The 25,547-nt window shown below is 56.8% G+C and carries 22 protein-coding genes; 11 read left to right on the plus strand and 11 right to left on the minus strand.

From position 1 onward, the window contains the following. Positions 1–22: 22 nt before the first annotated feature. Positions 23–1,198, plus strand: a complete 1,176-nt coding sequence (locus B4O97_RS17485) for a hypothetical protein (RefSeq protein ID WP_083052804.1) — start codon at positions 23–25, stop codon at positions 1,196–1,198. Here B4O97_RS17485 and B4O97_RS17490 read toward each other — a convergent pair. Next, positions 1,191–1,928: a glycerophosphodiester phosphodiesterase gene (locus B4O97_RS17490; RefSeq protein ID WP_158084379.1), complete on the minus strand. Its 738-nt coding sequence runs from the start codon at positions 1,926–1,928 to the stop codon at positions 1,191–1,193. The genes B4O97_RS17485 and B4O97_RS17490 overlap by 8 nt on opposite strands. On the opposite strand from B4O97_RS17490, the gene mnmE reads away from it, so the two are divergent. From mnmE to rsmG, 3 genes are read left to right on the plus strand one after another with little or no spacing between them, the layout of a single operon-like run. Beyond that, positions 1,927–3,354 carry a tRNA uridine-5-carboxymethylaminomethyl(34) synthesis GTPase MnmE gene (mnmE, locus tag B4O97_RS17495; protein WP_332891409.1) on the plus strand — a complete coding sequence of 476 codons (1,428 nt, stop codon included), beginning with the start codon at positions 1,927–1,929 and terminating at the stop codon, positions 3,352–3,354. The genes B4O97_RS17490 and mnmE overlap by 2 nt on opposite strands. Positions 3,355–3,362: 8 nt before the next feature. Continuing rightward, entirely contained in the window at positions 3,363–5,225 is a 1,863-nt protein-coding gene (mnmG, locus tag B4O97_RS17500) for a tRNA uridine-5-carboxymethylaminomethyl(34) synthesis enzyme MnmG (RefSeq protein ID WP_083052805.1), read from the plus strand. Then, complete coding sequence (gene rsmG / locus B4O97_RS17505; protein WP_083052806.1) at positions 5,225–5,869, plus strand: 16S rRNA (guanine(527)-N(7))-methyltransferase RsmG; 645 nt, start codon at positions 5,225–5,227, stop codon at positions 5,867–5,869. The genes mnmG and rsmG overlap by 1 nt, the downstream gene beginning before the upstream one ends. 3 nt (positions 5,870–5,872) lie before the next feature. On the opposite strand, the gene B4O97_RS17510 is transcribed toward rsmG, so the two are convergent. Both B4O97_RS17510 and B4O97_RS17515 read right to left on the minus strand, forming a co-directional pair. Beyond that, on the minus strand, positions 5,873–6,337 hold the full coding sequence (locus B4O97_RS17510; protein ID WP_083052807.1) for a prepilin peptidase: 465 nt from the start codon (positions 6,335–6,337) through the stop codon (positions 5,873–5,875). A gap of 17 nt (positions 6,338–6,354) precedes the next feature. After that, positions 6,355–7,728: a tetratricopeptide repeat protein gene (locus B4O97_RS17515; RefSeq protein WP_083052808.1), complete on the minus strand. Its 1,374-nt coding sequence runs from the start codon at positions 7,726–7,728 to the stop codon at positions 6,355–6,357. An 88-nt stretch (positions 7,729–7,816) separates the two neighbouring features. On the opposite strand from B4O97_RS17515, the gene B4O97_RS17520 reads away from it, so the two are divergent. The 5 genes from B4O97_RS17520 to B4O97_RS17540 all read left to right on the plus strand — a co-directional run bounded on the left by B4O97_RS17520 (position 7,817) and on the right by B4O97_RS17540 (position 15,390). Beyond that, a complete protein-coding gene (locus tag B4O97_RS17520) occupies positions 7,817–8,728 on the plus strand; it encodes an Hsp70 family protein (RefSeq protein WP_158084380.1) in 912 nt (303 codons plus the stop codon). Between the two features lie 37 nt (positions 8,729–8,765). Continuing rightward, complete coding sequence (locus B4O97_RS17525; protein ID WP_143305801.1) at positions 8,766–10,925, plus strand: flagellar assembly lytic transglycosylase; 2,160 nt, start codon at positions 8,766–8,768, stop codon at positions 10,923–10,925. 20 nt (positions 10,926–10,945) lie between these two features. Then, on the plus strand, positions 10,946–11,734 hold the full coding sequence (locus tag B4O97_RS17530) for an undecaprenyl-diphosphate phosphatase (protein ID WP_083052811.1): 789 nt from the start codon (positions 10,946–10,948) through the stop codon (positions 11,732–11,734). 118 nt (positions 11,735–11,852) lie between these two features. Next, positions 11,853–14,630, plus strand: a complete 2,778-nt coding sequence (locus B4O97_RS17535) for a DNA translocase FtsK (protein WP_233143111.1) — start codon at positions 11,853–11,855, stop codon at positions 14,628–14,630. A 7-nt stretch (positions 14,631–14,637) separates the two neighbouring features. Further along, a complete protein-coding gene (locus B4O97_RS17540) occupies positions 14,638–15,390 on the plus strand; it encodes a chorismate mutase (RefSeq protein WP_083052812.1) in 753 nt (250 codons plus the stop codon). On the opposite strand, the gene msrB is transcribed toward B4O97_RS17540, so the two are convergent. After that, positions 15,368–15,769 carry a peptide-methionine (R)-S-oxide reductase MsrB gene (gene msrB, locus B4O97_RS17545; RefSeq protein WP_083052813.1) on the minus strand — a complete coding sequence of 134 codons (402 nt, stop codon included), beginning with the start codon at positions 15,767–15,769 and terminating at the stop codon, positions 15,368–15,370. The genes B4O97_RS17540 and msrB overlap by 23 nt on opposite strands. A gap of 159 nt (positions 15,770–15,928) precedes the next feature. On the opposite strand from msrB, the gene B4O97_RS17550 reads away from it, so the two are divergent. After that, positions 15,929–16,855, plus strand: a complete 927-nt coding sequence (locus B4O97_RS17550; RefSeq protein WP_083052814.1) for an adenylate/guanylate cyclase domain-containing protein — start codon at positions 15,929–15,931, stop codon at positions 16,853–16,855. A gap of 144 nt (positions 16,856–16,999) precedes the next feature. On the opposite strand, the gene B4O97_RS17555 is transcribed toward B4O97_RS17550, so the two are convergent. From B4O97_RS17555 to B4O97_RS17585, 7 genes are all read right to left on the minus strand, one after another. Then, positions 17,000–17,479: a C40 family peptidase gene (locus B4O97_RS17555; protein ID WP_083052815.1), complete on the minus strand. Its 480-nt coding sequence runs from the start codon at positions 17,477–17,479 to the stop codon at positions 17,000–17,002. Positions 17,480–17,513: 34 nt separating this feature from the next. Beyond that, positions 17,514–19,112 carry a glucose-6-phosphate isomerase gene (locus tag B4O97_RS17560; protein WP_083052816.1) on the minus strand — a complete coding sequence of 533 codons (1,599 nt, stop codon included), beginning with the start codon at positions 19,110–19,112 and terminating at the stop codon, positions 17,514–17,516. Positions 19,113–19,180: 68 nt separating this feature from the next. Beyond that, entirely contained in the window at positions 19,181–20,461 is a 1,281-nt protein-coding gene (locus tag B4O97_RS17565) for an argininosuccinate synthase (protein WP_083052817.1), read from the minus strand. An 18-nt stretch (positions 20,462–20,479) separates the two neighbouring features. Then, entirely contained in the window at positions 20,480–21,715 is a 1,236-nt protein-coding gene (locus B4O97_RS17570; RefSeq protein WP_083052818.1) for an aspartate aminotransferase family protein, read from the minus strand. A 29-nt stretch (positions 21,716–21,744) separates the two neighbouring features. Beyond that, positions 21,745–22,509: an acetylglutamate kinase gene (gene argB, locus B4O97_RS17575; RefSeq protein WP_083052819.1), complete on the minus strand. Its 765-nt coding sequence runs from the start codon at positions 22,507–22,509 to the stop codon at positions 21,745–21,747. Positions 22,510–22,511: 2 nt separating this feature from the next. Beyond that, entirely contained in the window at positions 22,512–23,531 is a 1,020-nt protein-coding gene (gene argC, locus B4O97_RS17580; protein ID WP_083052820.1) for an N-acetyl-gamma-glutamyl-phosphate reductase, read from the minus strand. A gap of 14 nt (positions 23,532–23,545) precedes the next feature. After that, positions 23,546–24,016, minus strand: a complete 471-nt coding sequence (locus tag B4O97_RS17585; RefSeq protein ID WP_083052821.1) for an arginine repressor — start codon at positions 24,014–24,016, stop codon at positions 23,546–23,548. Between the two features lie 131 nt (positions 24,017–24,147). On the opposite strand from B4O97_RS17585, the gene B4O97_RS17590 reads away from it, so the two are divergent. Next, on the plus strand, positions 24,148–25,476 hold the full coding sequence (locus B4O97_RS17590) for a DUF342 domain-containing protein (RefSeq protein WP_158084381.1): 1,329 nt from the start codon (positions 24,148–24,150) through the stop codon (positions 25,474–25,476). Positions 25,477–25,547 lie beyond the last annotated feature (71 nt).

The raw sequence follows: 25,547 nt of genomic DNA on the forward strand, positions 1-25,547 counted from the left end.
CCCTGGAATGAGGTAGCCGCCGATGGATCGCAGGATTACCCGCTGCTGTTTACTTCTGACCATTCTCGTTATCGGTCCTGTCTGGTTTTCAGGATGCGTCTCCTCCCCCGATCCCGGGGCTGCTTCAGCCTATCGGCCGGATCGCTATGCGTCCGCTGATTCCGTCGAATCCCATACCCTCGCGGGCAAGGATGAGAGCCTTGCTTCCGCTGAAGCGGAAGGTGACCTCCTCATGGCTGAGGGGCGCCCGTATCAGGCCCTGCGAATATACCTGGAGGCTCTGGGTATCGAAAGGGTCCTGTCTCCGGCTGAAGAAGAGCAGCAGAGGATGATTCTGGAAAAGAGCCGCAGAATTGTGGAAAAGATCAGGATCGAGCCCCTGACTGCCGGAATGACGGTAGAGCTGGGGCGGCCTTTTGTCTCCCCCTTCAGGGCTCAGGTCACCTTCAACGGAAAGGAGACAGGGCTCCCGGGGGTGCGGCTGCTGGTTCGACATAAAATTCCCGGGGCTTCCGCTTCCGGAGGCGAATCGGTACTGCGTTATGTATCCGACGGGTCTGGCGCGCTGTCCTACAAACCTTCGGTTCCTTTCTTACCGGGGAACGGTGCTGTCTACATATCCCTTGACCTTGAGGGGGAACTTGCGCAGATTGACGAGCGGGCTTTTTCCGGATCCGCTGTGGCTGAGGAGTATCGTGCCCTCAGGCGTTCGATCAACTCCGTGCAGGCGGTTTTTCCCTACCGGGTGGAAGAGACCGGGGACAGGGTACTTGTGGCTGTCCTGGTCTTTGATCGGGACAGTGCAGGAAACCCGACGGGCGGGGGCTTTACGGCTTCCGGTTTGGCCGGAGTTTTCGATACCTCCCTTTTCGATGTACGGATTCTCGAGGCGGACAGGGAACGCCCGGATGAGCTTCCCCGGGAGATTGCCCGGCGATTCGCGGAGAGTCATGGACGTTCCGGCTGGTTAATCCACGGCAATGCCAGGATATCGGAGTACGAGGAAAAAGACGGGCGGGTCTATGTTACCGTCATCGGTTCTGCCCGGGCTGTTAACCTGGCCTCGGTGGGTCCCGGCCCTGCAACGGGAGAAATGAAAAAATCGGTTATCGGCAGCAATTCCCGGAACACCGTATTATCGGCGTACCGGCAGCTGGGAAAAATACTGGGTGCTGAACTGATTAATCAGCTCAGGTAAAAAGATCCTCAGGACGGTTGGAAATGATTCCCGTCGCCCCGGCGTCTATGCAGCGTCTGGCTTCCCCGGGGGAATCCACCGTCCAGCAGAGGACAGTTTCCCCGGGACGGACGCTTTTTCCGACCATGTTCGCGGCGGGTTTGCGGAAATCAGCTCTGCTGTAACGGCATGCCGCAGTAAGAGGCAGCCAGGAGGGCAGGGATCTCCTGTCGTATATGAGTCCCGCCGGGACCCGGGGAAGCACCCGTTTTGCCGTGCGGACAATCCGCGGATCAAAGCTCGATACTGCCGCCCTGTACAGGGTTCCGGTTTCTTCCAGCAGTCCCCCCAGAAGGCGGGGAATTTCCAGGGACTCACGGAAGCGGTAGTACTTGATCTCTATGTCGAAAATGATAGATCCTCCGAAGGCTTCAAGGACCTGTCGCAGGGAAGGTATGCCGCTGCCGGTATACTGTGCTCCCTTCCAGGCCCCCGCTTCCATGGCCTGAAGTTCCTTCATGGAGAAATCCCCGATGCTTCCCGGCACACCGCAGATCCGTTCGAGTTTTTCATCATGAAACACCGCCAGTTCGCCGTCGGCGCTGAGCTGCACATCCAGTTCGATGCCGGGAATACCCTCTTTTTTCGCCAGTTCAAAAGCAGGCATGGTATTTTCCGGTGCACGGTGGGAGCATCCCCGGTGGGCAAACAGAAGAGGTCTGGAAATTTCGGGAAAGAACCTTGTCTTCATGTTCCGCAGTATAGAGGATTTTATCCCCTTGCGGGAAGTTCGCCGAAAAGGGTATGCTGTTGCACTTATGAAATCCATCTCCTACGATACCAGTGAACCCATAATCGCCCTGGCAAGTGCCTGGGGCGAAAGCGCTGTCGCGGTACTGCGGGCCTCAGGTCATGGCTGTATTCCCCTGCTGGCGGACTGTTTCTCCCGTTCCGAGGCTCTCCTGAAGGCTCCGAGCCATACCATGGTTCACGGTGTGCTGATCGATCCGGCCACGGGCGATGCAGTGGACGAGGTGGTGTGTGCCGTTTACCGGGACGGCCGGGGGTACACCGGAGAGGAAGCGGTGGAGATATTCTCCCATGGCAGCATGCCGGGAATCCAGCTCATCCTTGAGACCCTCCGTGCCCGGGGTTTCCGGGACGCCCGGCCGGGGGAGTTCACCCTCAGGGCCTTTCTCAACGGAAAGATTGATCTTACCCGGGCAGAGGCCGTGGGGGAGATTATCTCCTCCAGGAGCAGGGCTGCCCACGCCATGGCCCTCCACCGTCTCGAAGGCAGTATCTTTCGCAGGATCGACAGTTTCAAGGAGGGGCTGAAAAAACTTCTGGCTGTGGTGGAAATTCAGCTGGACTATCCGGAGGATGAGGTTTCCGCGGAAGATCTGATAGCCGAAGACGATATCCTTCAATTAAAGGGGGAGCTCGAAACCCTGGCAGCTACATTTTCCACCGGACGGCTCTACCAGGAGGGGGCCAGAGTGGCCCTGAGCGGGCGGACCAATGCGGGTAAATCCTCGCTTTTCAATTTGTTTGTGCGGGAAGATCGCTCCATTGTCTCGGATATTCATGGGACTACCCGGGATTTTGTGCATGAACAGCTGAGTATTCGCGGTATTCCCGTAACCCTCTATGATACAGCAGGCCTGCGGCACGGCGAAACAGGCGATACGGTGGAACGGGAAGGAATCCGCCGCAGCGGTCTCGTTACCCGGGAAGCGGACCTGGTTCTGTATCTGGTGGACGGGAGTACCGGGGTCCGGACAGGTGAACTTGAGGGGCTTGATCCGGGGAAGACTCTCCTCCTCTGGAATAAGGCCGATATTGCCAATGGCCCTGCTCCGGAAGGATTTCTTTCCGTCAGTGCGGTAACGGGAGAGGGATTCGCACTGCTTGAGGAGGAGATCTGCCGGAGACTATCCGGTGTAAAGATCGGAGCCGACGAGGCTGTCATCGATTCCCTCCGTCAGCGGGATCTTCTTGTCCGTTCAGCGGAATCCCTTGCACAGGTTCTTGAGGGGCTGGATGCGGGGATGCCCCTGGATGCCGTGACGGTGGACCTGCGGGACGCCATGGATGCTCTGGGAGAGATTACCGGAGAGGTAACAAGCGCAGAGGTCCTGGAGGACATGTTCTCCAGGTTCTGTGTAGGCAAGTGAGGAGTCCTATGGACCACGAGATAATTGTTGTCGGCGGGGGACACGCCGGAATTGAAGCTGCCCTGGCCTGCGCCAGGCTGGGGTTCAGGACCCTTATGATCACCCAGCATCTGGATGCCATCGGAAGGCTCTCCTGTAATCCTGCTGTGGGAGGACTTTCCAAGGGAAACATCGTCCGGGAGGTGGATGCCCTGGGGGGTGAAATGGGCCTTTTAATCGATGCCAGCATGATTCAGTTCCGCATTCTCAACCGGCGCCGGGGACCTGCGGTACAGGCCCCAAGGGCCCAGGCCGACAAGTATCTCTACGCCCGGCTGGCAAAGGAACATCTCGAGATGCAGAAGGATCTGGATCTATTCCAGGATACCGTTACCGGGCTGGTCTACGACGGTCCCGGTACGCCCGTCAGAGGAGTGCTGACCGAAAGGGGACGCCGTTTCGAAGCGAAGGCTGTTGTGCTCACCACCGGAACCTTCATGGAAGGGAAGATTTTTATCGGGCCTTACACTGCTTCCGGAGGCCGGCTGGGGGAACCCGCCGCTGTGGGACTGGGGAGCTATCTGCGTTCAGCGGGCTTCAGCGTCAGCCGGCTGAAAACCGGTACCCCCGCCAGGGTCGCCCGCTCGAGTATCGACTTCAGCAAGGTCGAGGAACAGCCCGGAGACGAGGAAATGCTTCCCTTTTCCTTCCGCAACGCCTCCGTCTCCAGGCCCTCCGAATCCTGCTATATTACCTATACCAACCGGCGGACCCATGAGCTCATTCAGAAGAACATGGAGTTCTCGCCCCTCTATTCCGGCAAGATAGTCGGGGTCGGACCCCGGTATTGCCCTTCCATCGAGGACAAGGTGGTACGCTTTCCCGACCGTGAACGGCATCAGATATTCATCGAGCCCGAAGGGTACATGAGCGAAGAGATGTATCTGAACGGGATTTCCTCCTCCCTGCCGGAGACGGTTCAGGAGGAATTCCTGCGTACCCTGCCGGGGCTGGAGAATGTACGGGTAATGCGTCCCGGCTACGCGGTGGAATACGATTTTCTCGATCCCAGGCAGCTTTTTCCGAGCCTGGAAGCCAAAGCGGCCCCGGGACTCTTTATCGCCGGACAGACCAACGGTACCTCCGGCTACGAGGAGGCGGCCTGCCAGGGACTGGTGGCGGGAATAAACGCGGCCCGGAAGCTCCAGGGCAGGGAACCGATTGTTCTCTCCCGGGCGGACGCCTATACCGGGGTTCTGATTGACGATCTTGTGACCCTGGGGACCGAAGAACCGTACCGGATGTTCACCTCCCGGGCGGAGTACCGCCTGTCTCTGAGGCACGACAATGTGGATCTGCGCCTGGCGGATACGGCGGTGGAAATCGGACTCCTGGGACCTGACGCCCTGGAGCGGCTTGAAGAGAAGCGACATGGAATAGACGAGATCAAGGAGCTGCTCCGTAAGAGGCGTCTGGATGAATCCATGCTCACTGCCCCGGACTCTCCCCTGGCGCAGCATATCGGAAAGAGCCTTTTCGCGCTTATGAAGACCCCCGAAGGGGACCCCGGGCTGCTCCAGTCCATGGAACTGAAGGAAGCCGGGCGGGGATACTATCCCCGGGAGTGGCTCAGCATCGCCGCCCTGGATATCAAATATGAGGGCTATATCCAGAGACAGGAGCGGCAGGTAGCCCGTTTTCGGAAGATGGAGAACATCCGGATCCCGGATAGTTTCGATTACGCGGCGGTGGAAGGCATATCCACCGAATCCAGGCAGAAGCTGTTGCAGATCAAGCCCCTCAGTGTGGGGCAGGCCTCCAGGATTTCCGGGGTCAGAAACAGCGATATTGCCGTGCTGCTGGTATATCTAGGACGGAGAAAAGAACCATAATGGACCATAGAGAACTTCTGGCGGAGGGACTTGTTTCCCTGGGTCTCGAATACCGGGAAGAGGAACTTGAGGCTCTGCTCGCGTACATCAGGGAGCTGCTGTTCTGGAACAGACGTTTTAACCTGATCCGGAGTCAGGAGTCCGAACTGGTTCGCAGGCATATTATCGATGCCCTGGCGGCGGTTCCGATCATACGCCGTTCCGTGGACCGGAAGGCCCGCTTTGCTGATGTCGGTTCCGGTGCCGGTATCCCCGGAATACCCCTGGCGATCTTTCTTCCCGAGGCGGAGCTGCTGCTTATTGAACGTTCGGGAAAACGGGCGGGATTCCTCCGCAGTGCCCTGGTGGCAGCGGGCCTTGCCAGGCGCTCAGAGGTAATTCACAGCGATGTACGCTCCTGCGGGGTAGAGGCCGATGCGGTGGTCATGCGGGCCTTTAAACCCCTCCCCGAGGCTCTTCCCCTGGTTCTTCCCCTTATGAGACCCGGGGGAAGCCTCTTCGCCTTTCACGGACGCCGGGAGACGATTCAGAAGGAGCTCGAGGATCCCCTGGTACGGGAATTCCACTGGATCCTCCATTCTCTGCCGCCGGGACCTGAGGGCGAAGAGCGGCATCTGCTTCAGGGAAGCTACAATTCCACCTGATTTCTAAAACCCCGCAGGACTGAATCTCTCCGCTGCAAGCAGTGCTGCTGCCATTGTCCCTATTCCGATAAAGGGACCGAAGGGTACCCGGAACCGTCGCCCGATGCGTCCGCTGATCAGCAGGGGAATAAAGACGAGCAGGGCGGAAAGGGAGGCTATGGACAAGGCCGGAAGCCACTGGAGACCCGGCAGCAGGGCCCCGCTGGACGCAGCGAACTTGACGTCCCCGAGGCCTATACTGCGGGATGTCAGTGCCCGCAGGAGCAGAAGAAAACCCGAGGCCGCCGCAGCGCTCACCAGCGAAGGAAGCCATGGACGGCAGCCCGTGATGATCATCAGGGCAATAAGACTCAGCAGGCAGCCAAAGGAGAATACATCCGGGATTCTCCGGCGGGTAATATCGAACCAGGATACCGGCAACAGCCAGAGACTGTAGAGGATTAATCCCCGGACAAAGCAGTCCTCCATCAGGGTCGTTCGCCCTTTCAGGTGGCGCTGCGGGAGTGCCCCACCTGGTTCATGCGCTTCATGAGATCCTCTTTTTCTATCAGGTCAATCAGCCGTGCTTCAACAAACTGATGAGCACCATCGGAGAAATCCCCGGCGCTTAGGCAGAATCCCCTTCCGGCCTTTACCTCCTTGCTGCGGGAGTAGAGGTCCCTGAGAACGAGTTCCCCCACAGTGTTGGTAGTACGCACAAAGCGGAAGAGGACCAGGTCCTCCCATTTTGATGTGCTGACCTCTGCCAGGATGTCGGCGTATTCGCTCTTCTGAACCGAGACGTCTACAATCTTGACCTTCGCCTTGGGAAAAAAGGTGCTGACCACCTTGCGGCAGAGGGTGACAAAATCCGAAGTGCCCGCAATCAGGTAGGTCTGCAGATTCTGGTTTCCGTGGAGTTCACGATACTTGCGCAGCAGGTTGGGAACATCCCGGTACACCGGCTGAACGGAGTGGATCTCCTCCAGGAGTCTCAGAGCCGAGCCGATTTCCTGCTGCCGTATGTAAGCCGAAGCCAGGCGGTATTTCAGTTCCAGGAGGGTCTTCTCCGGGATGTTCTGATGCCGCAGTCCTATTTCGAAGTCCAGCATGGCCTTGTCGTACTGGTGCTGGTTCATGCGAATGCTGCCCGCGAACAGGGCCGCGCTGGGGCCCAGGGCGGGATCTGCCCGCAGATGGGTGAAAATCTTGATGGCGTTGTCGTTCTGCCCCAGCTCATGATAGCACTGGGCAATGGCAAAGAGGGATTCCTTGTCGTCGGGTTCCAGATCGATGGTCTTGCGGAGAATGCCCACCGCCTCGTTGAACTTGTTCATTCGAAAGAGACTGTGCCCCAGGTAACGAAGGGTGGGAACATGTTCTCCCTTCTCCTTGCGTGCGTTGGTCAGAAGCTGGACGGCTTTTTCATAGTTCTTCTTAAGGTATTCCAGGTATCCCAGGTTGTAATTGACCTCGAATACATCGGGATTCATGGTTCGCGCGATTACAAGACTCTTGTAGGCCTCTTCGTAATGCTTCAGGCGAAGGGCCGACAGGGCGTACTTCAGGGTAATATCAAACTCGTCGAGCTGTTTATTTGTGGCGCAAAGATCGATCAGCACCTCGAAGGTCCGCATGGCCTTGTCGAATACCTGTTCCGAGAAGTAGAGTTCTCCCAGGGCCAGCAGGGCATCGGCGTCCTTCGGATTCTGGGCCAGCCGCCGGTTGGAGTCCTTGATGATCTGGTTTCTGTCTTTGTTCCTGATCTTCCGTCCGGACTGCCGTTTTTCCGCCTTACCGTCGCTTTTGGAAAGGACCAGAAGGATTCCGGCACCGAATACAACAATAGTAAAGGGTATCAAAAAAACAAGGACATCCATAGTAGCCCCAGTATGTATTGACCTGTCCGGGATGTCAAGAAATGAAAAACGATTGACAAAACACCCCGCTGCGGCTACGCTTTTAGCCATGAGTTCCGTAAGTGATACAACTACCGGTACAATCGGGATTAAAGTCGCTGATGGCGCGTATTATCCAATACTGCAGGAGGGAAGTTCGGCTAAGAAACGGCTTGTACTTACCACTGTCAAGGACAATCAGCCCAGTGTGCAGATCGACCTGTACAAGGGGCGGGGTGACGAAATAGAGGACGCTGTCTATATCGGCAGTCTTGTGATTGAGGACATTGAACCGGCAGCCGCCGGTGATCCGGAAATAGAGCTGACCCTTGGCCTGGACAGCGAAAATAATCTGTCCGCCACCGCCGGAGACAAATCAACCGGAGATACCCAGTCGCTGAGCGTCAGTCTTGAATCCCTGGATAATCTGGGGATTTACGATATTCCGGAGTTTGATCTGGAAGAAGAGTTCAGCCCCGACGATGTTCTGTCCAGGGAGGAAGAGACCCGTCTGCGGGACGACTATCCCGAGGATGAACCCCGCAGGCTGCCCAGGGAGCGGCGAAGCCGCCTGCGCATACTGGCCATGATTCTCCTGTTTATCGGACTTGCCATGCTGGCGGCTTTTCTTCTGTACAGCTATTTTGAGACCCGGAACACCGGGGCTGGTATTGTTCCTTCACCGGCAGCCGGGGAACCCGCCGCCGAAGCCCCACCCGCACCGGTTTCTCCTCCCCTGGTGGAAAAGGAGGCCCCCAGGGAGGTTCCGCCGGACCCTCCTAAAGCTCCCCGGGAGCCCGCTGCTGTTCCCGGAGAGGGAGTATGGTATCAGCTTCAGTGGGGGGATACCCTCTGGGACCTCTCTTCCAGCTTTTATCGCGATCCCTTCCGCTACGGTCAGATCGCCGCTGAAAACGAGATCGAAAACCCTGACCTGATCTTTGCCGGGCGGGATATCTACATACCCGATCCCCGCCGATAATCAGCCCCCTTTAATCTTCCGTTTATTCGAGTACCCTGTGATACCCGCCATCAGTTCTGTAAAGAAAGTTCCCTTGCCTCTGTTCAGCCTGCTCATTCCCCTGTTCATGCTCTGTATCTCCTGCTGTGGTTCTCCCACAATCTGGGGCTACCCTGAACAGGATTTCCGCAGCCGTCTTGTCTCCGGTACTCTTCCCCAGCTGCATGAAGAGGACATCTCCCGGCTTTCTTTTTCCGAACTGAATCAGCTGGGACCCGGCGCCCCCCTGTTTCTCTCCTACTTTCCCTTTGCGGATGCCGGGGCCCCCTTGCGGCTGCGTCTGTACCAGGCGGAACTGGGGGAGGAGCCCTACGCATCCTTCGCACTTGAGCTTCTGATCCGCGACCTGCTTGCTTCGGAGGATTATCGCCTCATTCAGGATCTCGAGGATGAAATTCCCCCCCGCTACCATGAGTTTTACCCCTGGCGACGATCACGGGTGAGCGCAGCCTACTGGCTGCGGCAGGACGAAGAGGCGGCGGAAATGCTGGATGAGCTGGTCAGGGACTTTCCCGAACAGGTTGAGGCTGACCGGGAACTGGTGCTCATGAAGACCGTTCTGGAACAACGTACCGGCAGGGAAGACTGGCGTAACTCCTTTGTGTCTTTTTTTCGGGATTTCCCCGCCGGGCCCCACCATGTGCGTGCCTGGGACTACCTGAGAATCGAGGGGCTGCTGGACGGATTCGGCCCGGAGGAGCAGCGCCTTTTGCGGGGAGTGGACCTGGTGGCCCGGGGCGAAAAGGTTCGGGGCTTTGAGCTTCTGCAGGGTCTTTTTGACGGAGCGAGGACGGAAGAATTCCTCTCCTCCGGTACCCTGCAGACCATTGCCATGGCGGCGGATACCCCCGGCAGGACAGGGGAAGTCCTGGAGCTCTATGGTCGTATTTCCGAAGAGCTTCCCGGGTTCAGCAGGGAGATCAGGGAGCTGTCTGCCTTCCTGCTGCGAAGAATCGGCCGTCATCGTGAGGCCCACACTCTTTTCAAGAGCCTTGTACAGGAGGGGGATCAGCGTTTCCTCTGGTACGCCTTTTCGTCCCTGGTTCGCTCTGATACCGCAGCTGCCCTGGGAGAACTCCCTTTTCTTGTGTCTGAAATGGAAGAGCCTTCCTACTTCTCCGATGTGCTGGCTGAACTCTGCCAGCGGATGGCACGCTACCGGAACTGGACAGGAATTGTCAGGGCTTACCGCATTCTCGATGGTTCGGTGGCGGCGGGTGTATTGAGTCCCTACGCCTATATTTCCGCCCGGGCAGCAATGACAGGGCTCAGCGATTTACCCATGGATCTGCCTCCTGCGGATATTCTCCAGCGCCTCGGCCGGGGTGAGTATCCCGGGAGCGGCGGGGATGTCGCCCCGGAGGGCTCCTCCGATTCCTACTATCGTTTACTGGCGGCGGTCCTGAGCGCTTATAATCCAGAGCCGGAGTCCCGGCCTTCTGTGCCGGAAGTTGAAGCCGGGAGACTCGATCCCCTGGTTCTCGGACTGCTGAGTTTCGGTCTGACGGATGAGGCCCTGGAGATTACGAACAATGGAGACAGCGGGACTTCAAGCTCCGCAGCTGCAGCTGTTGTGGAAGCCCTGTATGGAGAAGATCGCTACGAGGAGGGGCTTCGCCTGCTCCTTCGCAGAGCGATCCCCATGGAGGAACGCTTTTTTTATCCCCGGGCTTTTGAAAAGGAGACGGAAAACCTTGCGGAGGAGCAGGCGGTACCGGCATGGCTTCTCTTTTCCCTGGTCCGGCAGGAGAGTCTTTTCAATCCCGCGGCACTCTCCCACGCCGGGGCAGTCGGCCTTACCCAGCTGATGCCCTCCACGGCAGGGGATGCGGCCCGGCGACTGGGTATGGAATCCCCTGGAGATCTCTCTGATCCGGAGGTCAACCTGCGCCTTGGTGCCTGGTATCTGGGCCACATGATGGAACGTACCGACAGCCTGGCGGATGCCCTCGCCGCCTATAATGCCGGCATTACCCGCCTTCGCCGGTGGCGAAGGCAGGCGGGCGGGCTCCCGGATGATCTTTTCATTGAGACCATCCCCTTTGAGGAGACCAGGGATTATGTAAAGCGGCTGCTTGTGTCATCCTGGAATTACGGGTATCTTTACTACCGCCTTGGCGGGAACGAGCTCGTGAGCCGCTATTTTCCCCGCTTATAACCAGGTCCAAGGAGCTGCCTGTGACATTTTTCGAAGCCGTTTTTCTGGGATTTCTGCAGGGGATTACCGAATTCCTTCCCGTATCCAGTTCGGGGCATCTGGTCATTGCCCGGCAATTCCTCGAAATCCGGGACATCCCGGTCCTTTTTGATGTTCTTCTTCATATCTCCACCCTTCTTGTGGTGTGCCTGGTATTCAGAAAAACCCTCCTGCGTCTTGTAACAAGCTTTGTGCGGCTTCTGGGAGCAAAGAAGGTTGATGCCGACGACAGGGGCAGCATCCTGGCGATTATCGTTGCGACCTTCGTTACCGCGGTACTGGGCCTGGGGATCGAATCCCTCTCCCCAGGAGAGAACCCTGTTCTTGTTGCGGTACTTTTTCTTGTCACCGGTATTATACTGTTTCTGCCGCGGATTTTTTCCTGGGGGGGAGAAGACAGAACTCCGGGGATAAAAACGGGCCTGATTGTGGGGGCGGCCCAGGGACTGGGGGTTTTCCCCGGTATTTCCCGTTCCGGTATAACCATAACAGCCTCCCTGGGAGCCGGTCTGTCCAGGGAACGGGCAGGGGAGTTCGCCTTTATCATCTCCATCCCGGCAATTCTGGGGGCCCTCGTCCTTACCCTGCGGGACCTGGAAAGTCTCAGCGGCAGAATCGATCTTCTGAGCCTGGCGGGGGGAATGCTTGCATCCTTCCTGGTGGGTTATGTCAGTCTCAGACTCCTCCTGCGCCTTGTAAGGGGGGGGAATCTGCACTATTTCAGCTTCTACCTGGTCCCCTTGAGCCTGATCAGTCTGCTGATACTCTGAAGATCAGTCCAAATATCGACAACGCTGTATGGGCTAAAAAGAGTGGTTTTTACAGTCGCCCCTGGTAAATATCCGTCCTTGTCAGGCCGATAGTATAAAGCAGAGGAGGTCTCTCGTTTTGGGAAAGCGGATTGTTTCCGGCATCCTGGGATTTATTCTCATTTTTGCCGCTTCATGGATCGTGGTTTCTGTTTCTCTCTATGCCCTGAAGGGTGGAGCGGCCCCGGGGTTTCTGCTCGTTCCCGGTGCCTTCCTGTACGAGCGCTTCCTCCATGCTTCCTACTATCTGGGAGTATATCTCCTGGTTCTTGCCTACCTGAGCTTTTCCAGGGATTTCCAGACCCAGTCAATCCTGTTCCTTCTCTATACCCTGATTCCCTTTGTGACGGCGGCGGTTCTGTTTCACGTCGCCATAAACCCCGAACCCAATACCATCATAGAGTTTTTTATCCTGGGATTCGGCGGCAGGCGTCCCGGGTCCCTTATCCTGCTCCTCTTTCTGATCGTGGAAATCCTTCTGGGATACCGGATTACCATGGCTGGGGACAGCGGCACAGTGTCCGCTGAAACCGACGAAGACGATCAGGCGGCTCATGCGTCGGCAGGTAAGGATGTCCTGGATGACGGTCTTTTCCCCGAACGGCACCACGAAGTCTTCGGGAATCAGGAGGCCCCGGAGGTTGAAGAACTACCTGCTCTGGCGGAGACGGAGGAGGATACTCTTCTTCTCGATCGTGATTCCCGGGGCAGGCTGCGTTTTTCCGTGGGCACAGGTGCACAGGAAGAAGAGGAAACTCCCTCCGACGATCTGGAAGATGAAGAAACACGAGACAGCTGGAATCCGGAGCCTGTGGAAGGGGCCGCTCTCTACGAGCTTCCCCTGGAGCACGATACACGCCCGAAGACAGGTAAAAAACCTTCAGTCTCCGGTACCCCGGATGGGGAAGGCGCAGAAATCGTACCCGAGGGAGAGCCCGGCAGCTTCGATAAACTCTACGTGAATGACGATGACGATCCCTCCATCCGCGGGATGGTCAGGGACATTCTGGACGCCGAGGTCGGCGCTCCATTGCCCGGCCCGGAACCCGCCGAGGACGAGGAGATCCCGGAACTGCCCGAAGAGCTTGACCTGGAAGAGATCGAACTGGCGGAAGAAGAACTGGAGGAGGAAGAACCGCCGCTCCTCTCCGGGGAGGAAGACGAAGTCCCGGACCTGGAAGACGAGACTGACGAGGTCGAAAGCGTGTCCTTCGATTTTCCCGAGGAAGAGACCTGGGAGGATGACCAGCTCGCTCTGCTGGAAGAAAAGTACGGAGACGACGATACCTACCCCTCGGATCCTGTTCCGGTGGACCCTGAAGAAGAACTTCAGGATGAACCTGAATTCCCCGAGGACCCGGGGGAAGCAAAAAAAAAATCCCCCGAATCCGGGCCAAAAACCCCTCATAAAAAGCCCGTAAAGAGCTATTCAGTACCCGTCGACGATCTTCTCGACCATTATGGCGATCATGCCTACTGGGTTGTGGACGATGAGACCCGGCATGCCGGAGAGGTCCTGCGGAAGACCCTGGAGGAGTTCAAGATCGAAGCGGAAGTTACAGGTATCCGCAAGGGGCCGGTTATCACCATGTTCGAGATACTCCCCGCCCCGGGAGTCAAGCTCTCGAAGATTACCAATCTGGCGGACAACATCGCACTGCGTCTTGCGGCTTCCAGTGTCCGTATCGTTGCCCCCATTCCAGGGAAGCACGCCGTCGGAATCGAGGTGCCCAACCATAAACGGGCCATTGTCTCATTTCACGAGATGATTTCCCACGAGACCTTTCAGAAGAAGCATTTCGAAATCCCCGTAATCCTGGGCAAGGACATCGCCGGCGAAGCACAGCTCGTCGATCTGATCAACACCCCGCACCTGCTGATTGCCGGCGCCACGGGGTCCGGAAAATCGGTCAGTGTAAACTCCCTCATCTGTTCGATCCTCTGCAAAAAGACCCCCGAGGAGGTCCGGATGCTGCTGATCGACCCGAAAATTGTGGAACTCAAGCTATATAACGATATTCCTCACCTCCTTACCCCGGTTATCACCGAACCGAAGCGGGCCTTTCAGGCCCTGCAGTACTGTCTCAGCGAGATGGAACAGCGCTATGCCCTGCTGGACAGCCAGGGAGTCAGGGATATACGGTCCTACAACAGAAAGGTCAAAGAACGCAGGCTTGCCACCAGACCGCTGCCGTATATCGTGATAATCGTCGATGAGTTCGCCGACCTGATGGCCTCCACCGGAAAAGAACTGGAGTCCACCCTGGCCCGCCTGGCGGCCATGTCCAGGGCTGTGGGACTGCACCTTGTGCTGGCGACCCAGCGCCCCTCCATCGACGTAATAACCGGACTGATAAAGGCGAACATCCCCTCCAGAATCGCCTTCATGGTGGCGGGAAAAACGGATTCCCGCATTATCATCGATACCGTCGGGGCGGAGAAGCTCCTGGGCAAGGGGGATATGCTCTTTACCTCCGCCTGGGACCCGAATCCGGTACGCATACAGGGTGCTTTTCTCTCCGAGGACGAGGTGGGGAATATCGTTTCCCACGTAAAGACCCTGGGGGAACCGGACTACATAGACGACGAGATATTCTTCGACGACGACGAGGAGGCCTCGGGACTCTTTGATGAGGGAGGGGAAGACCCTCTCATGAACAAGGCCCTGGAGATTGTCTCCCAGGCGGGCAAGGCCTCCGCCTCCTACCTGCAGCGCCGGTTGAAGATCGGCTATAACAGGGCCGCCCGGCTCGTGGAAGAGATGGAATACCGCGGTATTGTGGGACCCCAGAACGGCAGCAAGCCCAGGGAAATCCTCCATGTTCCCGACAGAATAGAACAGACCGTGGAAGGCTGAGACAGGTATGGATATGCTAGAGCTCGATTACATCGCCTCCAGGCTCGAGGCCCTGGAGGAGACGATTATCTTTGTCCTGATAGAGCGCATCCAGTTCATGCTGAACCCTTCCTGCTACCTTCCGGGGAAGAGCGGGTTTAACGGAAAGAACGCTGAGAGCCTCTTTTCTATGCGGCTGAAGGCCCAGGAGGAGATGGATGCCAGGTTCGGCCGCTTTCTTACCCCGGAAGAGCGTCCGGTAAACAGGGAGCTTCCGCCATCAGAGCGTAAGCTTCAGGTCAGTCCCCGGGGACTCAATATCGTCGACTATGACCTGGTCAATCTGAGCGGGGAGATTGCCGGCGCCTATCTGCAGCTGCTTCCGCGGATCTGTACGGAAGGAGACGACGGCCAGTACGGTTCCAGCATTGAGCGGGATGTAATCTGCATCCAGGCCCTGGCCAGACGGGTACATTTTGCCTCTTTCTATGTTGCGGAAAGCAAATACAGGATGAACCCGGAATCCTACGATCTCCTCATTCGGGAAGGAAAAACGGAAGATATCGGAGCTCAACTGACCCGCCCTGAGGTGGAGGCTCGTATTCTTGACAGGGTCCGGACCAAGTCACAGCGTCTTCAGGAGATCAGCGATTTTTCTCTGCGCAGGGTTCTCGATCCCGAGGCGGTAACCGCACTCTACCGGGACGTCATTATTCCTCTCACCAAAGAGGGGGAGGTGCGCTACATGATGACCCGCTCTACCCGGCCTCTTCCGGATTAAAACGCAGAGACACCGAGTTGATGCAGTAGCGAAGACCCGTCGGCTCGGGTCCGTCGGAGAAAACATGACCCAGATGGCTTTTGCAGTTCGAACAGATCACCTCCGTGCGCAGCATACCGTGGGAGGTGTCACGGTGTTCATCCACAGCATCGGTGCTGACGGGTTGAAAGTAACTTGGCCAGCCGGAGCCTGATTCGTATTTGGCCTCGGAACTGAAGAGTTCCTGCCCGCAGGCGCGGCAGTAGTATCTGCCCCTGCGCTTTTCGGTGTAGAGCTTTCCGCTGAAGGCCCGTTCCGTTCCCTTTTCTCTCAGTACATGATATTCCAGGGGACTCAGGGTTTCCCGCCATTTTTCTTCCGAAGCTTCTTTTCTTTCCATAGCAGGTAGAATATAATCATTCTAATCAGAAAAACAAAAAGCTCTTCTCCCCGAGGGGCTGATGGTGTATACTGGCCGACAATAAACGGTAGCAGCAAAAAAAGTCCCTGCGGCACAAGGCCGTACTCTTTTTATATGTACATCTGGTGAGAGGACGACATGCTGGAACCTGCTCTGAAGAACCGAAAAATCGAACTCCTGGCGCAGAATTTTCGTCCCGATGAGATTGATGAAATCGGGCGGCTTCTGTTCAAAAAATACAACAGTCACCTGCTTACAGGTACGGAGACCCACTTTACCCTGTCCCCCCGCAAATGCGCAGCAGCCCTGGTTGACGAGTGTATCGAAAAGGATCGGGTGGAAAAGCTTATTGAGCTTATTGTGAGCCTGGATGATCAGACTATCCTCGGGCGTCAGGTCAGAATCGAAGGTCTCGAGGAGTTTCTCAACAACCTGGCCCACACGGGAACGGTCTATGATTTTCGTAAACGTAGGCTCGTCAAAGCCCGCAAGGAGCTGGACCTGCAGCCCGGCTGGGGGTCTCTGAACGAAGGAAAACGCTACTCCATTACCGTCATGAGTCTCGATGTGGCCGGTAATTCCGCCCTTGTCTCAAAATACGGCAACCGGGTCATGGAAAAGGTCTATTTTCACCTGCGGAGATTTCTCGAAAACCGGATCTACCGCTACGACGGACGTATCTGGAACTTCGCCGGCGACGGGGGAATCGTCGCTTTTACCTTCAGAGGCCACCAGGACAGGGGAGTGCTCTGTGCACTGGAAATTCAGCGATCCCTGCCGATTTTCCACCTGCAGATGGAATCTTCCCTGAAAGAGTCTATCGCCCTCAGAATCGGACTGGATACGGGAAAGCTCAAGTTCAGCAATCAGACCGGTAATATCGTTTCCGAGGTTATAAATTACGCCAGTCATCTTGAAAAGCAGAACACCTCCGCCGGAGGGGTCTCAATTTCCGGGAATCTCCACGGCGAAATCAGTTCCAGAATAGCTTCAGTTTTTGAATGCACGGGGGAATTCGAAGGGCGCCCGGCCTACTGCATGCCGAACCGACTCGACCTGTTGTAAAGAAATAAAATATTTCCAAAAAAATGTAACTTCTGAACCGGTTTGGGGTTAGAAATATTGAGAGAGTTTTCTTTTTCATTGACCTCCTTTGGCCCCCCGGGTTTTACTCCTTTTACCGGGGGGTCGCTTTTTTTACCGGCCCTGTCATCCGGCCGGCGGAAGTCGTCGCGCCCCAAGGTAGCGGTCCCTGTAATAGGGGGAATCAAGGGATGAGATTATGATTCCCTGTCTGTTTTCCCCCGAGGCGGCATGGATAAAGCGTCTGTCCCCCAGGTAAATACCTACGTGGCTTGCGGTCCATCCTTCGGTGTTAAAAAAGACCAGGTCCCCGGGCAGCTCCTCTCCCGTTGTAACTGCGCTGCCGAAACGGTACTGGTCGATTGATCTTCGGGGAAGGTCCGGAACCCTGTCGGAATAGATCATATAGACGAAACCCGAACAGTCCATCCCTTTCAGGTTGGCCCCTCCCCAGAGGTAGGGAATGCCTTTCAGGGATACCGATTCCAGTACTACGGCCAGAGAAAGTTCCTCTTCCCCGGGCTCGGCGGACCAGGCGGCATGAAAAGACGGGAGTATCGGAAACAGAAGTACCAGGAATATGGAAATTCTTGCGGCTGCCCTCATACATCAGTATTATCGGCAGCCGCGAAGCCCGGTTTTACAGCTTAAGAAGCCGGGCGTAGGTGTCCAGGAGATCTCCCCGTTTTTCCGCTGCCCCCAGCACCTGACTGGTGAGGATCTTTCCCAGCTGTACTCCTTCCTGGTCAAAGGAGTTGATGTTCCAGATAAAGCCCTGGAACATGACCTTGTTCTCGAAATGCGCCAGCAGAGCCCCCAGGGCTTCCGGGTTGAGCTGTTCCCCGTATATCAGGCTCGAAGGACGGCCTCCGGGAAAATTTTTGTTCAGGTTGCTGTTTTTCTTCCCCGCGGCGAAGGCTACAATCTGGGCTGTCAGGTTGGCTTTGAGCTTCTGCTGACTCGTCGAGTTCTCGTATTCGGTGTCATAGCCGGTCTGGGACTTGACGAAGCCGATAAACTGCAGGGGAACGATGTCCGTACCCTGATGCAGAAGCTGGTAGAAGGAGTGCTGTCCGTTGGTTCCGGGTTCACCGAAGATTACCGGACCCGTGGAGTACGCCACAGCGCTGCCCTCCCGGTTTACCTGTTTGCCGTTGGATTCCATATCCAGCTGTTGAAGATGGGCGGGAAAACGGTGCAGCCCCTGGCTGTAGGGCAGGATGGCCGAGACGGGATATCCGCAGATGTTGCGTTCCCACACCCCGATAAGGGCATCCATAAGGGCCGCATTGCGCCGTACATCCCCTTCCATGGCAGCTTTATCTGCCTGGTGGGCCCCTGCAAGCAGACGCTCAAAGATCTCCGGCCCGAAGGCAAGGCTCAGTACCACGCCTCCAACGGCGCTGGTTGAGGAGTAACGGCCGCCGATATAGTCATCGATAAAAAAGGAGTCCAGAAAGCCCGGAGCACCGGCAAGGGGGCTGGTCTCGGAGGTAACAGCCACAAAGTGCCGTTCCGGATCCAGCCCCGGGATTCCCGCCGAACGCATCATTCCGGCAACCAGAGCGCGATTGGTGAGGGTCTCCTGGGTAGTACCGCTCTTGGAGACCAGGATAAACAGTGTGCGTTCAAAATCGAGGCTGCTCAGGACTTCTTCCGCGTCGTCGGGGTCCACATTTGAGATAAAGCGTGCCTCCAGCAGGGGGGACTTGAGCTCAGTGCGGCACCAGTTTTTCAGGGCCAGATACAAAGCCCGGGGACCAAGGTCTGAGCCGCCGATTCCGATCTGGACAACCGTGGAGAAACTCTTGCCCGTCGATCCGGTGATCTCTCCCGCCCGCAGCCTGCGGCTGAAATCGGCTATCCGTTTCTGCTGCTCCCGGTAAAATGCTCCGAGATCACGGTCTTTTTCCGTAACAGGGCCCGCAAGCTCTCCCCGGGTCAGATGGTGCAGTACCCGGCGGTCCTCGCCGGTGTTCATCCTCTCGCCGCCGGCAAGAGCACGATATTTTTCTATACATTCTGTCTCGGCGGCCAGGTCGCTCAGGAGCCGGAGGACCTTTTCGTTGACCTCTTTGGCGGCATAATTGTAGGTAAGTCCGCCCCCGGCGGCTATGCTGCAGCTCCTGATTCTTTCCGCGGAAAGAAGATCCGGCAGGGAAAGTCGCTCTTTTCCGGAGGAGTATTCTTCCTTCAACTTCCCATATGCGTCGGTTCTGTCCAGATTAAGATATTTCACCGGGGGCTCCTTATCTATGGACGCCTCTAAAAACTGCGTAAAATACCGCGTTTTTAGAGCCGCCCGTTTTATTTGTCGTGGAAGGTGGCGGCCACGTGTTTCATCTCCGGGGCCTGTCCCTCCTCGGCATCTATTCTCTTATGTACCATAGCCTCAACACCGGTGGCAAGTCCGTAGAGATTGATGAATCCCGTGGCGTCGGTGTGGTCATAGGAGGACTCCCCGAAGGATGCCAGATCCTCAAGATAGAGGGAATAGGGGGATTTTCTGCCGGCGATGATTACGTTGCCCTTGTAGAGAACCAGGCGTACCGAACCGGTTACGTACTGGTATGCCTTGTCCATGAAGGCGTCCATGGACTCACGGAAGGTGGTGTACCACTTGCCGGCGTAGACTATGTCGGCGTACTGCTGGCTCATTTTGCGTTTAAAGCTCAGAGTGTTGAAGTCCATGGTCATCATCTCCAGTTCCGCCAGTGCCGTAAGGAGGATTTCTCCCGCCGGAGTTTCGTAGACTCCGCGGCTCTTCATGCCGACGACCCTGGTTTCCACCATGTCCGCCCTTCCGATGCCGTTTTCCGCTCCCAGCTTGTTCAATCGGGAAAGAAGCTCCACCGCGCCCAGGCGTTTGCCGTCTATTCCCACGGGGAATCCCTTCTCAAAGTCGATGGTGATCTCTGTCTCTTTATCCGGTGCTTCCTGGGGCGATTTGGTCAACTGGAACATCTCGTTCTTCGGTCTGTTCCAGGGATCTTCCAGGTCTCCGCCCTCGTGGCTCATGTGCCATATGTTCCAGTCCCGGGAGTAGATGTTTTTTTTGCTGATATTTCCCAGGGGAATACCCCGCTCCTGGGCGTATTCGATGGCGTCTTCCCGGCTGCTGATGTCCCAGACTCTCCAGGGGGCGATAACCTCGAGCTGGGGAGCCAGGGCTTTGTAGGTCAGTTCAAAGCGGACCTGGTCGTTGCCTTTTCCGGTACAGCCGTGGGCCACCGCGTTGGCATTCTCCTGAAGGGCGACCTCTACCTGGCACTTGGCCTGCAGGGGCCTGGCGATGGAGGTACCAAGCAGATATTTTCCCTCATAGCGGGCCCCGGCCCGTACTATGCGGAACAGGAAATCCCTGGCAAATTCCTCCCGTATGTCACGAATGTAAAGCTTGGAAGCCCCCGAGGCCAGGGCCTTCTTTTCCATTCCGTCCCAGTCCTCATCCTGACCTACATTGGTACAGATTCCGACGATCTCGGCACCGTCGTAGTTTTCCTTGAGCCAGGGGATGATGATGGAAGTGTCCAGTCCGCCGGAATAGGCGAGTACGATTTTCTTGATTTCTCTCTTGTGTTGTTTCATCTTTGTCTCCTTGAGTCCTTACTCGGTTTCTTCTGCCAAAACGGAGGCGATAATCTCACAGCCTTCGTCGATTTGTTCATTCTCGATAATCAGCGGGGGGGCGATCCGCAGGATGTTTGTCCCGGACCGCAGAGCCAGGAGTCCCCTCTCCTGCATCTTTTCAATGAGATTCCCCATCCGCGACTTTGCATCCTTTTCCGGATATCCGACGGCAATACCGGCGAGGAGGCCGCGTCCGCGGACCTCTCTGGCCAGGGGGACTCTGTCGCAGATATCCTGGAGCCGTTCATGCAGATATTCTCCTGCTTCCCGGACCCGTCTGATAAAGGCGGCGTCGCAGATAATATCCAGTACGGCCCCCGCAACGGCGGTTGTTACCGGTCCTCCGCCAAAGGTGGATGCGTGTTCTCCCACCTTGATCTGCCTGTTGATTCTTTCCGGTACCAGAACAGCCGACAGGGGGAGTCCTCCCGCCAGGGGCTTCGCCAGTGTGACCAGGTCGGGATTCAGTCCCGCCCAGCTGGAGGCCAGGATCTCCCCGGTCCGTCCCAGGCCGGTCTGGACCTCATCGGCGATCAGAACAATGTCTTTTTCCCGGCAGATCCGGTTCAGTGCTTCCGCGAACCCGGGGCTTACAGAGCGTAATCCGCCCTCTCCCTGGAGGGGTTCCACGATAACCGCGGCAAAGCTGTCATCCAGGGTTCTCTCCAGAGCCTCTATATCGTTATAGGGCAGTGCCTGAAAGCCGGGGACCAGGGGACGGAAGGGGTCCTGGTAGGCAGGAGTAGGAGTTGCCGAAAGGGCCCCCATGGTTCTTCCATGAAAAGCGCCGGAGAAACTGGCGATCCGGTGGTGTCCTTCGCCTCTGGTACGCAGGGCGTACAGGCGCGCGAACTTCAGTGCCGCCTCCACCGCCTCGGTGCCGGAATTTCCGAAGTAGACGGCATCGAAATTGCCCAGATGCATCAGACGTCCCGCACACTGGATTGCCGCTTCGGTGGTGTAGAGATTGGATACGTGAATGATCTTCTTCATCTGTTCCGCAGCAATCTCCGCCAGATCTTCCCTGCCGTGTCCGAGGGCATTGACGGCAATTCCTGACCCGAAATCCAGGTAACGCCTGCCGTCGGCATCAAAAAGCCAGCAGCCCTCGCCGTGATCAAGCAGAAGCAGGGTGCGGGCATAGTTATTTGCAAAGGGCGGATTGTGAACAAGCCTGAAGGTCTTGTTTTTCTGGTAATCCTGTTTGTACATGGTTTTCTCTCCTTGGACCTTTTAATGAACTAGTGCAGACGCAGGTGGGTTCCTGAACCCTGCAGGAGCGACTGCAGGTCTCCCTCTTTGTCGCAGCCTCCGATTATTATCTCCCCTATCCCCCGGGAGAGACCCCGGAAGGAGGAGCGTACCTTGGGGATCATACCGCCTGCGATCTCCCCTGAGGTGATCTTTTTCTCCGCTTCTTCAGGTCCGAGAACCGGAACGACCTGCTTATCCAGAAGGATTCCCGGAACATCGGAGAGGTAAACCAGCCGGGCGGCACTGACGCCGGCGGCGATCTCCAGGGCAGCCTCGTCGGCGTTGATATTCAGGGCCTCGCCGCTGCTGTCCATGGCCACGGATGAACAGACCGGCATGTATCCCCCCTGTATCAGGTCTGTAATCAGCGTTCCGTCGGTACTGACGATCCTGCCGGTACGGCTCCGGGGCGCGGCAGCTTCCGCAATGAGCATCCCGGCATCACAGCCGGAGAGTCCCACGGCCCGCATTCCCCGGACTGCAAGGGAGCGGACGAGCAGGGTATTCATTCTGCCCGCCAGGACCATCTCGACAACGGCCATCTCTTCTTCGCTGGTACTTCGCAGTCCGTCGACAAATACCGGTTCCAGGCCGAAGATCCGGGATATCCGGCTTACCTCGCTGCCTCCTCCGTGAATCACCGCCACCGGGGTCTGCCGGCTTATCTTCTCCAGCTCTCCGCAGAGTACCTTCAGGCTTTCCGGGTCCGCCAGGGGGCGTCCGCCGATCTTGATAATACAGATCTCCGCCATGGCTACACCATTCCCGACAGGGCAAGGCCCGCTGCAGCATCAAAGCCCAGGCGGATGTTCATGTTCTGTACCGCCTGGCCGGAAGCGCCCTTTACCAGGTTGTCGATACAGGAGAAAAGGTAAAGCCGGTCCTCCTGAAGCCGAAAGGCTATATCGCAGCGGTTCGAACCCCATACCTCCCGGGTCTGGGGCAGCCTGCCTTCCAGGAGCCGGATAAAGGGCTTCCCTGCATAGGCCTCATCGTAAGCCTTCCGGATTGCGTCCTCCGTTAGCCCCGGTTTTATGGTCAGGGTTGTCGTTACCGCCATTCCCCGGCGCAAAGGGGCCAGATGGGGGGTAAAATAGAGCTCTCCGCCAAGTCTGTTCACCCTGAGCTGGTCGGTCATCTCCGCCCAGTGGCGATGACTCCTTCCCGGACTGTAGGCCCCGGCATTCTCGCTCCGTTCGCAGAAGAGGTAATTCTCCTGGCTCTTTTTTCCCGCCCCGGATATTCCGGAGATTGCGTTTACGATAACCGGCCCTTCGGCGAGATTCCCTTTCAGAACAGGCAGCAGAGGGAGCAGGGTTGCCGTGGGATAGCAGCCGGGATTGGCGATGAGGTCCGCCTTCCTTATTTCATCTTCGTAGATCTCGCAGAGACCGTAGACCGGGGGTACCGCTGCCTCGGGAGCCGGCGCACCGTAGGCGGAGGCGAAGAGCTGTCTGTCCGTAAGGCGGAAATCCGCGGAAAGATCGATGACCAGGCTTTTCCCGATAAAGGGGGCGCATACCCTGGCCGAAGCCAAGTGGGGAAGCCCTGCAAAGACCACATCCGGTTTATGAGCGCTCATCTCTTCCAGGCTGAGGTATTCGGAACTGACGAGCTTGTCGGTCTCCGCAAAACCGTTGTCCCCGGCCTGAATCGCTGTTCCGGCCTTCGATGAGGATACGGGCAGGATTTTTTCCACTCCGGGGTGACCGGCGAGAAGTCTGGCGAGTAACATTCCGGTATATCCGGTTGACCCGAGTATAGCTGCTTTCATAGTCTGTGCTTCCTTTACAGTTCGAGGTCAGGCATAAAACTGCTTAAAAGGTTTATAAGGTCTTCGGGGCTGTTCTCTTCTTTCAATACGAGAAAGATCGTGTCGTCCCCGGCGATTGTTCCGAGAATACAGTCCAGGTTGAACCTGTCGATGGCGAAGGCTACGCTGTCCGCGTGGCCCTGGAGGGTTTTGATGACTCCGATTTTGCCGGAGAAGTCCAGGGACAGAAATCCCCTCTGCAGGTCCTGGATGTAGGTGCGCTGGATATCCGGAGGTACGTCTGATTCAGGAAGTGTATAATAGTAGCCGTTCCAGCCGTCGGAGACCTTTCCCACCTTGAGGAGTTTCAGATCCCTGGAAAGGGTGGCCTGGGTAACACTGATTCCCTGTTTTTCCAGTTCCCCAAGGAGGCCCTCCTGGCTGGATATGCGATTCTCTTTGATAATTCGCATGATTAATCGAAGTCTGTCATCCCGCAGTTTCATTCCATATATCTCGCTGTATATTTATTCCGTATAGGCGTATAAAATTGCATAAAAATAGAATTCTTGCAAGCAGAAAGGGCTAAATTCCTGAAAAACTGACATTTTTTGCATATACAGCCGATATGGATACTATGGGTGAGCGAAACCGGGATGCCCGTATAATGATTACTCTTCGTGAGGACGAGATGGAGGCCCTGGGAACCCTGTATCCCGCTCTGGGTGAAGGGCGGCCTCTGGGAGTGGAAGATATCCAGGGGGAGCTTGAAGCCGCCGGCGTCGTTGCGGGCATTCTGCAGGAAACACTGAAACAGCTGCCGGACAAAACGGATCCTGCAGGAAAAGCTGTCTCCTGTGTGCTGGCCCGGGGAACCCCGGCGGAGGACGCCGACCCCGCCTATCTCAAACTGTCCCAGAAACTTTTTGATCTCAGACTCTACGGAAAAGAGAAGGGCGGTCGGGTCGACTTTCGGGAAGCCCGCCCCTTTGTGGTTGTCCGGAAAGGTGAAGCCCTGGGGAGGTATCTGCCCCCTGGTCCGGGAACGCCGGGGATTACTGTGACGGGGAGGATTCTTGAACCGGGGATAAAAAAACGTATTCCCTTTGAACCCGGAGAGAACACCTTTCGCGAAGGCGATTATATCCGCGCCGCAATCTCCGGACGCTTTGTGCTCCAGAGGCTGCGCTTCTCTGTAAGCGAGGTGCTTGAGCTCGGGGGAGTCGATTTTCACAGCGGTAATATCCGCTATCCCGGGGATGTAATCCTTAGGGGTGAGATCTGCGACGGGTTCAGCCTCAGCTGCGGAGGTGATCTCCACTCGGCGGTCCCCCTGGACGCGACAGAGGTCAAGGTAAAGGGAGATCTCAGCGTAGAGGGGGGGATTATTGGTAGGGAACCAGGAATACTCAAGGTCGGGGGTGCTGTGCAGGCCCGGTTTATCGAAAACCTGGAGCTGGAATGCCGCGGTTCGATACGGCTGGATGGGGTAATCCTGCAGAGCAGAATCTCCACCCTGGGCTTTCTCCAGTGCGGAGAAAAGGGGCGCATCTTCAATTCCACCGTGCAGGCTGTGGAGGGCATAGAGACCTGGCAGCTCGGCCATCCCGCCGGCAGGAAAACCCTGGTACGCTGCGGTTCCGACTTTCGAAAGCTGAAACTCTACGGGGAGCTTAAAAGTAGAGAAGATGATCTTCAGCGTCAGCTTGGAAAAAGACCTTCGGAAGCAGATGCTGAGACCCTGCTGCAACTGCGCCGGGAACTTGAAGAGCTGCGGGATTCCGCCGCAGCTCTTCTGCGGGAACTGAACCCCCGTCCCGACGCCCGTGTTACCGTAAGGGATACGATATATCCCGGGGTCACCATTGAGATCTGCCAGGTGCTGTACCGGGTGGAGACCGCCATTCCCCGGGGAAGCTTTTACCTGGACCCTGAATCCGGAGAGATTAAGGTGACCGGGACCTGAATTGCGTGCACCTCCTAAAACTGATATGATGTGACCTTTGTCAAGGTTTATTTTTCTTTCACGAAACAAAA

The sequence above is a fragment of the Marispirochaeta aestuarii genome (genome assembly GCF_002087085.1).
Classification (GTDB): Bacteria; Spirochaetota; Spirochaetia; order JC444; family Marispirochaetaceae; genus Marispirochaeta; species Marispirochaeta aestuarii.